At 60.0% G+C, this 11,585-nt stretch carries 13 protein-coding genes; 9 read left to right on the top strand and 4 right to left on the bottom strand.

Going from position 1 to position 11,585, the window contains the following annotated elements; genetic code table 11:
• Nucleotides 1-25: 25 nt before the first annotated feature.
• Both AC07S6_RS06850 and AC07S6_RS06845 read right to left on the bottom strand, forming a co-directional pair.
• The gene (locus AC07S6_RS06850; RefSeq protein ID WP_003195403.1) at nucleotides 26-280 is read right to left on the bottom strand and encodes a TIGR02647 family protein; all 255 of its coding nucleotides are present in this window, start codon (nucleotides 278-280) and stop codon (nucleotides 26-28) included.
• A gap of 95 nt (nucleotides 281-375) precedes the next feature.
• Entirely contained in the window at nucleotides 376-660 is a 285-nt protein-coding gene (locus AC07S6_RS06845; RefSeq protein WP_014720450.1) for a hypothetical protein, read from the bottom strand.
• Nucleotides 661-785: 125 nt separating this feature from the next.
• On the opposite strand from AC07S6_RS06845, the gene AC07S6_RS06840 reads away from it, so the two are divergent.
• Nucleotides 786-1,445, top strand: a complete 660-nt coding sequence (locus tag AC07S6_RS06840) for a glutathione S-transferase family protein (protein WP_197880323.1) — start codon at nucleotides 786-788, stop codon at nucleotides 1,443-1,445.
• Between the two features lie 105 nt (nucleotides 1,446-1,550).
• On the opposite strand, the gene argH is transcribed toward AC07S6_RS06840, so the two are convergent.
• Complete coding sequence (gene argH, locus AC07S6_RS06835) at nucleotides 1,551-2,945, bottom strand: argininosuccinate lyase (protein WP_490613476.1); 1,395 nt, start codon at nucleotides 2,943-2,945, stop codon at nucleotides 1,551-1,553.
• 501 nt (nucleotides 2,946-3,446) lie between these two features.
• On the opposite strand from argH, the gene AC07S6_RS06830 reads away from it, so the two are divergent.
• The 7 genes from AC07S6_RS06830 to AC07S6_RS06800 all read left to right on the top strand — a co-directional run bounded on the left by AC07S6_RS06830 (nucleotide 3,447) and on the right by AC07S6_RS06800 (nucleotide 9,835).
• Nucleotides 3,447-4,193 carry a LytR/AlgR family response regulator transcription factor gene (locus AC07S6_RS06830; RefSeq protein ID WP_003195394.1) on the top strand — a complete coding sequence of 249 codons (747 nt, stop codon included), beginning with the start codon at nucleotides 3,447-3,449 and terminating at the stop codon, nucleotides 4,191-4,193.
• Between the two features lie 138 nt (nucleotides 4,194-4,331).
• Nucleotides 4,332-5,273, top strand: a complete 942-nt coding sequence (gene hemC, locus AC07S6_RS06825; protein WP_495111963.1) for a hydroxymethylbilane synthase — start codon at nucleotides 4,332-4,334, stop codon at nucleotides 5,271-5,273.
• Nucleotides 5,270-6,028, top strand: a complete 759-nt coding sequence (locus AC07S6_RS06820; RefSeq protein WP_495111962.1) for a uroporphyrinogen-III synthase — start codon at nucleotides 5,270-5,272, stop codon at nucleotides 6,026-6,028. Before hemC ends, AC07S6_RS06820 begins: the two co-directional genes overlap by 4 nt.
• A gap of 18 nt (nucleotides 6,029-6,046) precedes the next feature.
• On the top strand, nucleotides 6,047-7,162 hold the full coding sequence (locus AC07S6_RS06815; protein WP_014720445.1) for a uroporphyrinogen-III C-methyltransferase: 1,116 nt from the start codon (nucleotides 6,047-6,049) through the stop codon (nucleotides 7,160-7,162).
• A gap of 5 nt (nucleotides 7,163-7,167) precedes the next feature.
• Complete coding sequence (locus tag AC07S6_RS06810; protein WP_014720444.1) at nucleotides 7,168-8,409, top strand: heme biosynthesis protein HemY; 1,242 nt, start codon at nucleotides 7,168-7,170, stop codon at nucleotides 8,407-8,409.
• A gap of 236 nt (nucleotides 8,410-8,645) precedes the next feature.
• Nucleotides 8,646-9,167, top strand: a complete 522-nt coding sequence (locus AC07S6_RS06805; protein WP_197880326.1) for a disulfide bond formation protein B — start codon at nucleotides 8,646-8,648, stop codon at nucleotides 9,165-9,167.
• A gap of 209 nt (nucleotides 9,168-9,376) precedes the next feature.
• Nucleotides 9,377-9,835 (top strand): Rsd/AlgQ family anti-sigma factor, encoded by a 459-nt coding sequence (locus AC07S6_RS06800; RefSeq protein ID WP_057975310.1) that lies wholly within the window; start codon nucleotides 9,377-9,379, stop codon nucleotides 9,833-9,835.
• 53 nt (nucleotides 9,836-9,888) lie between these two features.
• On the opposite strand, the gene AC07S6_RS06795 is transcribed toward AC07S6_RS06800, so the two are convergent.
• Nucleotides 9,889-10,566, bottom strand: a complete 678-nt coding sequence (locus AC07S6_RS06795) for an FKBP-type peptidyl-prolyl cis-trans isomerase (protein WP_495111961.1) — start codon at nucleotides 10,564-10,566, stop codon at nucleotides 9,889-9,891.
• Nucleotides 10,567-10,758: 192 nt separating this feature from the next.
• Between AC07S6_RS06795 and AC07S6_RS06790 the strand changes: the two genes are divergently transcribed.
• Nucleotides 10,759-11,585, top strand: an 827-nt coding sequence (locus AC07S6_RS06790) for an AlgP family protein (RefSeq protein WP_495111960.1), incomplete at its 3' end; no start/stop codon positions are given.

Here is an 11,585-nt window from a genome sequence, read left to right as displayed (position 1 = left end):
CGGACTCCATGGGCAGTATCAGGTATCAGGCGGCTTCTTTGGTGCTGGCAGTGGTGAGGATGGTCAGCAGGGTTTGGGCTTGCTCGGCAGCGTCCCGGCCAAGGCTCGTCAGGTAGCCCCCGTCCGGTTGGTCGATCAGCCCTTTGGCATGGAGGCGCTTGGCAGCGGCGATGGCAGTAGGGGCGGCAGTCTGATGGACTTTCAAGCCTTCCTTGGTGCTGTCCAAGGGGAAGAGTACAAGGATTTCCAGTTCGGCAACCAACTCAGGGGTATACGACATAAGGACTCCAGACTTTCTAAAATTTATTAGAGGCTAGCAGGCCATAAGGTGAACGCACTTTGCCGAACTGTCCAGCGTGTTGCTGCGTGCCGGGGTTATTCCTTTTCCGGCGGCAGCTCGGGCAGTGCCCGCAGTGCCGTTTCATACCACTCGGTATTGAAGGCGCGGTCATCTTCGAGCATGGCGTCGATCTCGAACGCCAGCACGTGAGCCATCAGATTCAGGATATCTTCGCGCTCGTAACCCACCAGGGTCAGTTTGTTGAACGTAGCCTTGGCCGCTGGCGGGTTATCGCTCTCGATCTGGTTCTCGATGGCTTCGATCAGCGTGGTCTCGGTGAATTCTTCTTCGTCGTTGTCGATATCGGTCGGCTCGCTCATGGCAGGCTCCTCAAGGAAAGGGCGTCAGTCTACCCCCATTCAGGTGGGTGATGCTGCTGGTCAGGGTGCCCTCAAGGATCTATAACTCTTGCAGCCAACCCCACACCCGGCCTGGAGGCTTTGCGATGCTCAAGCTTTACGGATTTTCGGTCAGCAACTACTACAACATGGTCAAGCTGGCGTTGCTGGAGAAAGGACTGCCCTTCGAAGAAGTGCCTTTTTATGCCGGTCAAACCCCCGAAGCTTTGGCGGTAAGCCCCCGCGGCAAAGTGCCGGTGCTGGGTGTGAAGCAGGGTTTCATCAACGAAACCAGCGTCATCCTCGAATACCTCGAGCAGAGCCAGGAAGGCCCGGCGCTACTGCCTGCCGATCCGTTTGCGCGGGCTCAGGCGTTGGCGTTGTGCCGTGAGATCGAGCTGTACATCGAACTGCCTGCGCGGGCGTGTTACGCCGAGGCTTTTTTCGGCATGAAGGTGCCGGAGGCGATCAAGGAAAAATCCAGGGCCGAGCTGCTGCTTGGTATCGGTACTTTAGGCCGGCACGGTAAGTTTGCGCCTTATGTGGCAGGTGAGAGCTTCACCCTCGCGGACCTGTATTTCATGTATAGCCTGAACCTGGCCTGCGGTGTGGGCGAGAAGCTGTTTGGGCTGGACCTGCTGGAGCAGTTGCCGAAGGCGAAGGCATTGTTGGCGCGCCTGAATGAGATGCCCAATGCGCAGAAGGTAGAGGCGGACAGGCAGGCGGCGATGCCGGCGTTCATGGCGATGATTGCGGCCAAGAAATAGAGTCGCTTTTGTGGCGAGGGAGCTTGCTCCCGCTGGAGTGCGAAGCGCTCCCAAGATTTTGGGGCCGCTGCGCAGCCCAGCGGGAGCAAGCTCCTCGCCACGGTTTTAGCGGCTGGCGAGCAATTCTTTGCCGCGCACGACCGCTGCCTTGACCTGTGCTGGCGCAGTGCCGCCCACATGGTTACGGGCATTCACCGAGCCTTCCAGGGTCAGCACGGCAAACACATCCTGCTCGATCTGGTCGCTGAACTGGCGCAGTTCTTCCAGGCTCATTTCCGCAAGGTCCTTGCCGGTGTCCACCCCGTACTTCACGGCGTGGCCAACGATTTCGTGGCAGTCACGGAACGGCAGGCCACGGCGCACCAGGTAGTCCGCCAGGTCCGTCGCGGTGGAGAATCCGCGCAGTGCCGCTTCACGCATGATCGCGTGCTTGGGCTTGATCGCCGGGATCATGTCGGCAAAGGCGCGCAGCGAGTCGCGCAGGGTGTCGGCGGCGTCGAAGAGCGGTTCCTTGTCTTCCTGGTTGTCCTTGTTGTAGGCCAGTGGTTGGCCTTTCATCAGGGTCAGCAGGCCCATCAGCGCGCCAAATACACGGCCGCTCTTGCCACGCACCAGCTCTGGCACGTCGGGGTTTTTCTTTTGCGGCATGATCGAGCTGCCGGTGCAGAAGCGGTCCGGCAGGTCGATGAACTGGAATTGCGCGCTGGTCCATAGCACCAGCTCTTCGGAGAAGCGCGACAGGTGCATCATCGCGATGCTGGCGGCGGCGCAGAATTCAATGGCGAAGTCACGGTCCGACACGCCGTCCAAAGAATTGCCGCCCACGGCGTCAAAGCCCAGCAGCTGTGCGGTGTACCCACGGTCGATCGGGTAGGTGGTGCCGGCCAGTGCAGCGCTGCCCAGCGGCATGCGGTTGGCGCGCTTGCGGCAATCGACCAGGCGTTCGTAGTCGCGGCTGAGCATTTCGAACCAGGCCAGCAGGTGGTGGCCGAAGGTCACGGGTTGTGCGGTCTGCAGGTGGGTGAAGCCGGGCATGATGGTGTCCGATTCACGCTCGGCCTGCTCCAGCAAGCCTTTTTGCAGGCGGGTGATTTCGCCCAGGATCAGGTCGATCTCATCGCGCAGCCACAGGCGGATATCGGTGGCGACCTGGTCGTTACGGCTACGGCCGGTGTGCAGTTTTTTGCCGGTCACGCCGATGCGATCAGTGAGGCGTGCCTCGATGTTCATGTGCACGTCTTCCAGGTCGACGCGCCAGTCGAACGTCCCTGCCTCGATCTCACCGCGGATGGTGGTCAGGCCGTCGATGATGCTGTCACGCTCGGCGTCGGTCAGCACGCCGACCTTGGCCAGCATCGTGGCGTGGGCGATGGAGCCCATGATGTCGTGGCGGTACAGGCGTTGATCGAAGGTGACGGAGGCGGTGAAGCGCGCGACGAAGGCGTCGACGGGTTCACTGAAGCGGCCGCCCCAGGACTGGTTGGTCTTGTCGGTGCTCATGGATTCGCTCGTGATGTGCTTAAAAGAGGCATGAAGGTGTGCCGGCGATCATAACAGGGTTGCCCGTGAAGGCGGTGCTGCGGGTGGTCGGCAATTTTATTTGTGTAAGAGATGGCTAAGTGCCTTGCCGCCGACCGCGTCCGGGACGAGACTGGTGACAGGTACTTATTGAAACGATATTTGACGATTGAGCAATGTCGCCTCAGTGAGCGTCTACAGTTGGACTGATAGTGTGTGAATGCACCAAAGTCGGGTGATGCGGTCATAACCAGACTATCCATTAAACAGGGGGGTATTCGGATTGTTTATCAGTGAACCCTACGACGATGCCCGAAGGCAGCTGGTCTTGGGCGCTATTGAACAGGTCCGGGTAAATTTGGGTGCCATTCTCAGGGCACTTTTTGCCGCTCGCGCTAGTCTTAGCGTGGATCGCTGTGACGTCAGTCACCGCACCTGTCTACGCTATCCTTGTGCGAGACTCACGCAGGAATCCAGCGCAATATGAATGTCCTGATCGTTGATGACGAACCCCAAGCCCGCGAGCGACTGAGCCGTCTGGTCAGTGAACTCGAGGGTTATACAGTCCTTGAACCGAGCGCCACCAGCGGCGAAGAGGCGTTGACGCTGATCGACAGCCACAAGCCGGATGTAGTGCTGCTCGATATCCGCATGCCGGGCTTTGATGGCCTGCAGGTCGCCGCCCGCTTGAGCGAACGCGAATCGCCGCCCGCCGTGGTGTTGTGTGCGGCGCAGGATGAGTTTTCTGCACAAGCGCTGGAAGACAGCGGTGTCAGTTTTCTCGTCAAGCCGGCCACTGCTGAAGCCTTGCTCAAAGCTTTGAAAAAAGCCGAGCGTCCCAGCCGCGCCCAACTGGCAGCCTTGACGCAACCGGCTGCGCAAAGTGGTAACGGGCCACGCAGCCATATCAGCGCGCGTACCCGCAAGGGCATTGAACTGATCCCACTCGGCCAGGTGGTCTACTTTATTGCCGATCACAAATACGTGACCTTGCGCCACGAGACCGGTGAAGTGTTGCTCGATGAGCCGCTCAAGGCGCTTGAAGACGAGTTTGGCGAGCGTTTCGTGCGCATTCATCGCAACGCGCTGGTCGCCCGTGAACGTATCGAGCGCCTGCAGCGCACGCCCCTGGGGCACTTTCAGTTGTTCCTGAAGGGGCTCAATGGCGATGCGTTGATCGTCAGCCGACGCCATGTTGCTGGCGTGCGCAAAATGATGCAGCAGCTTTAGCCCAAGGGCTGCGGCGCGGTCTGCATTCCTTATCCCGGTGCGGCGTGGCCAGGGAGGCCCCGCACTTGCTGATTCAAATCAAAGCGTATTTGCCTGAGCTGTTATTATCCGCCGTATCTATTCAGTACGGATTGATCCATGTCCTCTCGCGAAATCCGCATCGCCACCCGTAAAAGCGCCTTGGCCTTGTGGCAGGCCGAATACGTCAAAGCACGCCTTGAGCAGGCCCATCCCGGCCTCAAGGTCTCCCTGGTGCCCATGGTCAGTCGCGGCGACAAGCTGCTGGACTCGCCATTGTCGAAAATCGGCGGCAAGGGCCTGTTCGTCAAGGAATTGGAAACTGCGCTGCTGGACAACGAAGCCGACATTGCCGTGCATTCGATGAAAGACGTGCCCATGGACTTCCCTGAAGGCCTGGGCCTTTTTTGTATCTGCGAGCGCGAAGACCCGCGCGACGCCTTCGTTTCCAACACCTTCGCGTCCCTGGACGAATTGCCGCCGGGCAGTATTGTCGGCACCTCCAGCCTGCGTCGCCAGGCCCAGTTGCTGACGCGGCGTCCCGATCTGCAGATCCGCTTTTTGCGTGGCAACGTCAACACGCGCCTGGCCAAGCTGGACGCCGGGGAATACGACGCGATCATCCTCGCCGCTGCCGGCCTGATCCGCCTTGGCTTTGAAGACCGCATCACCTCGGCCATCAGCGTCGAAGACAGCCTGCCAGCTGGCGGGCAGGGTGCAGTCGGCATCGAATGTCGCACCGCCGACAGCGAAATTCACGCACTGCTCGAGCCTCTCGATCACGCGGACACCGAAGTGCTTGTTACCGCCGAGCGTGCCTTGAACAAACACCTCAACGGTGGCTGCCAGGTGCCCATCGCCTGCTATGCCGTACTCGAGGGTGAGAACCTGTGGCTGCGTGGCCTGGTTGGTGATCCGGACGGCGGTAACCTGCTGACCGCCGAGGTGCGTGGGCCGCAGCGTGATGCCACGGCCCTGGGGATTCAGGTCGCCGAGGAACTGCTGGAAAAAGGCGCGGGTGCCATTTTGCAAAAAGTCTATGGCGAGGCCGGCCCGCAGTGACCAAATGGCGAGTGCTGCTGACGCGGCCTGCCGAGGAGTCGACGGCCGTGGCGGCGTTATTGGCCCAGAGCGGTATTCACAGCAACTGCTTGCCCTTGCTGGAGACTGAAGCCTTGCCGGTGACCGCAGAGCAACGCGCGGTGTTCGGCGCGCTGCCGCGCTATTGCGCTGTCATCGCAGTGAGCAAGCCGGCTGCACGCCTGGCGTTGCAGCGATTGGGGGGCAGTGTGCCGCCAATGCCCTGGTTCAGTGTCGGCGCGGCCACGGCCCAGATATTGGCCGATCATGGCCTCAACGTTCACTATCCCGCCACGGGCGATGACAGCGAGGCCTTGCTTGAACTGCCCGCCTTGCGCGAGGCTATTGCAGTGCCGGGTGCCCGGGTGTTGATCCTGCGCGGCGAGGGCGGGCGTGAGTTGCTGGCAGAGCGTTTACGCGAGCAAGGTGCTAGTGTCGAATACCTGGAATTGTATCGGCGTTTTCTTCCGGTGTATGAGAAGGGCGCGTTGATGCAACGCATCCAGTTGGAACGCTTGAACGGCCTGGTGGTCAGCAGTGGGCAGGGTTTTTTACACCTGCACGCGTTAGCCGGCCCCGATTGGCCAGAGGTGGCACAGCTGCCGTTGTTCGTGCCCAGCCCGCGTGTATATGAAATGGCGCGGGCCGCGGGCGCAGAAAAAGTTGTGGATTGTCGCGGCGCGAGTGCCGCGGCTTTGTTAGTGGCGTTAGGGAGCTATCCCGTTCCCACTCTCTGATACGCAAAGGACGGATACGTGAGCGAAACAGCCTTGCCTAAAGATGAAGCTCAGCCCGCGCTTGATGCGCCGGTCGAGACACCGGTCAGCGCGCCACGCCGTGGCAATGGCCTGGCAGTCGTCGCCTTGCTGTTGGGCGCTGCGGGCGTAGCCGCCGGCGGCTGGGGGATCTGGCAGGTCCGTGCCCTGCAAGCCAGCAGCCAGCACCAACTGGGCCAGGTGCAGACCCTGGATGACCAGTCCCAGAGCCTCAAGCAAGGCCAGCAACAGCTGGCCGCCCGGCTGGCGCAGTTGCCGGGTGCGGATGAGCTGGAAGAGCGTCGCCGCCTGGTCACTCAATTGCAGGGTGATCAGCAGCGCCTCAACCAGCGTCTGGAAACCGTGTTGGGTGCCAGCCGCAAGGACTGGCGCCTGGCCGAGGCCGAGCATCTGATCCGTCTGGCCAGCTTGCGTTTGTCCGCCTTGCAAGACATCAACAGCGCCCAGTCGCTGGTGCAGGGGGCCGACGAAATTCTTCGCGAGCAGAGCGACCCAGGGGCTTTCGCTGCACGGGAGCAATTGGCCAAGAGCCTGGCCGCGCTGCGCAGCACCGAGCAACCGGACCGTACCGGCCTGTACCTGCAATTGGCTGCCTTGCGTGACCAGGTGGTGCAACTGGCGGCGATTGCCCCGGAGTATCAGCTCACGGAGCCTGCTTCCCAGGGGCGTCCCACCAGCGATACGCAGAACCAGTTGAGCCAGTGGTGGGAGCAGATCTCCCGTTATTTCCGCATCGACTTCAACCCGGATGACAACATCCGTCCCTTGTTGGCAGGCCAAGGCCTGAACCAAGTGCGGCTGGCCTTGAGCCTGGCGCTGGAGCAAGCCCAATGGGCTGCGCTTAACGGCGAGGCGGCGGTGTACAGCCGCTCGTTGGGAGAAGCCCGCAGCGTATTGCAGGACAACTTCAACCAGGACAACCCGCAGAGCAAGGCGATGCTGGCGCGTATTGCCGAGCTTGAGCCCAAGGCGGTGTCGGTGGTCACGCCTGACCTGGCTGCGAGCCTGGCTGCCGTGCAGGCGTACCTTGAACGCCGTCATCAGTCTGCCGACGAAGCCAAGGCTTCGGCTGGCAAACCGGCGACCCAGGAGTAGAGCTGATGAAGCGTTTCTATGTGATCCTGGTGCTCGCGATTGCGCTCGCGCTGGCCCTGGGTGTGGGCATTTCGAAACACACCGGCTACGTGTTGATTACTTATCCTCACCTGCTGCATTACGAATCAAGCCTGTGGGCGACATTGGTGGCGGTGTTCGCCATTGGCCTGGCGATTTACCTGATCCGCGTGTTATGGAGCCTGGTCACCACATCCGGTGGCGTGGTCAACCCGTGGTCACGACGCAACCGCAGCCGTCGTGTGCAGATCGCTATCGAGCAAGGCCAGATGGACCTCGCCGAGGGCCGCTGGGCCAGCGCCGAACGTCACCTGCACCGCGCCGCCGAAGCAGAGCGCCAACCCCTGCTGTATTACATCGGTGCCGCCCGTGCGGCCAATGAACAGGGCCGTTATGAGGAATCCGACGGCTTGCTGGAGCGTGCGTTGGAACGCCAGCCCCAGGCCGAACTGGCCATTGCACTGAGCCATGCGCAGTTGCAGATGGACCGTGGCGATACGGAAGGCGCACTGGTCACTCTTCAGGCGATGCATGAGCGTCACCCGCATAACGCGCAAGTGCTGCGACAACTGCAACGCCTGCATCAGCAGCGTGGCGATTGGTCGTCTGTGATTCGCCTGCTGCCTGAGCTGCGCAAGGACAAAGTCTTGCCCGCCAATGAACTGGCCGAGCTGGAGCGTCGCGCCTGGGGCGAGAACCTGAGCCTGGCGGCCCAGCGTGAAGAGCAAGGCGAAGCCGGGTTGCAGTCCTTGGAACGCGCATGGGAGCAACTGACCGCTGCCCAGCGCCAACAGCCACAACTGGTGTTGGCGTATGCCGACCAACTGCGTCGATTGGGCGCGGATGCCAAGGCCGAAGAAGTGCTGCGTGGCGCCCTTAAACGCGGTTATGACAGTCACCTGATCCGGTTGTATGGCCTGCTGCGCGGCAGTGATCCTGCGCGGCAACTGAAGTTTGCCGAAGGCTGGCTCAAGGACCATCCAGGCGATGCCAGCCTGCTGCTGACGCTGGGTCGTCTGTGCCTGCAAAACAGTCTGTGGGGCAAGGCGCGGGATTATCTGGAAAGCAGCCTGCAAGTACAGCGCAATCCCGAAGCCTGCGCCGAATTGGCTCGCCTGCTGGCCCAATTGGGCGATACCGAGCGTAGCAACCAGCTGTTTCAGGAGGGCTTGGGGTTGCTCGACAATCGTCTGCTGTCCTCGCCGCTGCCAGTGCCTGCGCGAGTTTGAAGTAGGAAAGGGTGGGTGGGTTGGCTAGGACCGATCTGACACCCAACCCTTCAAACCCTGCAACCCCTCGGCTTAACTGGCTTTGTTACTAATTCCTACTTGTCTTGGCTGATTTTCCTCGGGCCCGTGGCGGGATGTCCTTATGTTTTCGAGGAAATGTCCGCTCTAGGGCGTATTGAAAGGGGTCGGGCCTTTCCTCTACCGTAGCGACCTATCTCTTGCAGTGCGGATAAACAATGTCTTTGGCCCCTTTACGCTCTTTGTTTTTCCTGGCGTTCATGGCGGGTGCGCTGACGTTGGGCGCGTCTTTCTATCTTCAATACGGCGCGCTGCTACGACCTTGTTTTCTATGCCAGGTACAGCGCCTGTTCCTCGCGTCTTTTGCCTTGATCAACCTGATTGCGGCGCTTCACAGACCTGGGCGTTCCGGCCATTGCCTCTACGGGCTGGCGAGCATGGCCTGTGCGTTGTTGGGCGCCATCACCGCAGGCAGGCAAGTGCTGTTGCAGAACAGGCCGGCCAGTCAGGTCGGGGATTGCTGGCCCAGCGTGCAGCACATGCTTGAAAACCTGTCTGTCTGGCAGGCAATGCGCTCGGTGTTCAATGGCACGGTCGATTGTGTCGAAATCAACTGGACGCTGTTTGACCTGAGCTTGCCTGAGTGGAGCCTGTTGTTCTTCGTGGCGATGCTGATCCTGGGGTTCATGCAGGTGTCACGGTTGTTGTTCGGCAGGCATTTGCGCCTCGCAACACCTTGAAAACGAGACTCAGGTTGTAGGAGCGGATTAAACACTTGTATGAACATTCTCTCCTGCGTACCTTGAAGCCATAGTCATGCGGGCATAATCTGGCCCGCACGCGTTATTCAAACCGCTTGTCAGACGCGGCCTTGTCCGTCTGCTGCTTCATCCTTGAAGTGTTGCGCAGGTACAGAGCTGCGGCGCCCCAATAGGGAAGAGAGATCATCATGTTGGAAAGTTGTCAGAATGCTCAGGAACGCTGGGGTGGGGTGCACAAGCTGATCGACAGCTGGTTGAAGGCACGTCACGAACTGGTTCGGGCCTTTGATGCTCTCGGCGCCAAGCCCGAAGCGTTGGCTGAGAATCGCAAGCCGTTGCAGGAGTTCTGTGAGGTGTTGGTGGACTACGTGTCTGCTGGCCATTTCGGCGTCTACGAGCAACTGACCAAGGAGGCCGAAGCCTTCGATGATCAGCGTGGCCTGGAGTTGGCTGAGACGCTTTATCCGCGCATTGATGTGATCACTGAAAAGCTGCTGGCATTCACCGACCTGTGTGATGCCGGGAAATGTGTCGCGGAAAAATTCAAAGAGTTGGGGGCGCTGTTGCATGAGCGTTTCGAGCTGGAAGATTGCTTGATCGAAGTACTGCACAACGCTCATAAGGAAGAACCCGCCACCCAGGCTTGAAGCTGGTGGCGAGGTAAGAAAACGGTGCGCATGTCGCACCGTTTTTTTATGGGTCAGTGGCGAGTGCCGAGTAGTTCGATCTCGAACACCAGCGGCGTATAGGGGGGGATCAACTCACCTGCGCCGTCTGCGCCATACGCCTGGGCTGAAGGAATCACCAGCCGCCATTTCGCACCCACCGGCATCTGTTGTAATGCACTGCTCCAACCGCTGATCACGCTGTTGAGCCGAAACCATTGCGGTTGCGTACTTTTGTCGAAGACAGTTCCGTCAGGCAGTCGGCCCACGTATTTAACGTGCACTTCATCGCTGGCCAACGGCTTGTTGCCAGTGCCCGCTACCAGCTCGGTGAGCAGGATCCCATCGGCCAACTGACGAACGCCGACGGTGGCTTTTTCCTTTGAGAGAAATTGCTGCTCGGCAGCGAGTGCTTTTTCGCTTTGAGGTCGTTGGGTGTCGGCGGCGTTCTGCGTTTCGTGCTGCGCGAGGATCTGTTCGATGCGCGCGTTATCCAGCGCCAGTGGCTTGCCTTGGTAGGCTTGCTTGAGTCCGTCGAGCAGGGCCTGTATCTGCAGGTCGGGGACTTCCTGGCGCAACCGTTCGCCAAGGCTTGCGCCCAGGCTATAGGCAAGATCGTGCGGGGTTGCGGCGGTGGTGTTTGAAGAGGGTTGCTCGCTTGCATCGGCCACGCAGATCGCCAAGCCGAACACTAGTAAAAGGTAACGCGACATGGGCATTCTCCCGGCGAAAGTGCGACGGATTATGCCAGTGCGGCTGCGTAAAAAGTGACGTGGTTTTCCGTTATATCGATAAGAATTTTCGCACGCTGCAACGCAACGCAAACGATACTGTCAACATGCCCTAGCGGCGGTAAGAGCAGAGGGCTAGTATGAGCCGCACCCACGTCAGCCAGGAGGTAAACCATGTCGGCCAAACAGAAGCCTGTAAATACCCCGTTGCACTTGCTCCAACAACTTTCGGGCAGCCTGCTCGAACATCTGGAAAGCGCGTGCTCCCAAGCCTTGGCTGATGCAGAAAAACTGCTCGCCAAACTGGAAAAGCAACGCGGTAAAGCGCAAGAAAAACTGCACAAGTCCCGCACCAAACTGCAAGACGCCGCCACTGCCGGCAAGTCCAAGGCGCAAGCCAAAGCCAAAGGCGCGGTCAAAGAACTTGAAGAGCTGCTGGATGCTCTCAAGGATCGCCAAGCCGAAACCCGCAGCTACATTTCCCAACTCAAAAAAGACGCTCAAGAAAGCCTGAAATTGGCCCAAGGCGTTGGCCGTGTGAAGGAAGCCGTAGCTAAGGCACTGGGTGCTCGTACGCCTGCAAAAGTAGCCGCCAAGCCAACTGCTAAAACTGCTGCTGCCAAACCAGCTGCCAAGCCAGTCGCTAAAACCGCTGCTGCCAAACCAGCCGCGAAGCCAACTGCTAGAACGGCTGCTGCCAAACCAGCCGCGAAGCCAGCTGCTAAAACTGCTGCTGCCAAACCAGCCGCGAAGCCAGCTGCTAAAACTGCTGCCGCCAAACCAGCCGCGAAGCCAGCTGCTAAAACTGCTGCTGCCAAACCAGCCGCGAAGCCAGCTGCTAAAACTGCTGCCGCCAAACCAGCTGCCAAGCCAGTCGCTAAAACCGCTGCTGCCAAACCAGCCGCGAAGCCAGCCGCTAAACCTGCTGCTGCCAAACCAGCTGCCAAGCCAGTCGCTAAAACCGCTGCTGCCAAACCAGCCGCGAAGCCAGCCGCTAAAAC

The organism is Pseudomonas sp. GW821-FHT07B01 (assembly GCF_059419065.1).
The sequence above is the reverse complement of the archived record's forward strand: the minus strand, read 5'-3'. Positions and strand labels throughout refer to the sequence as shown.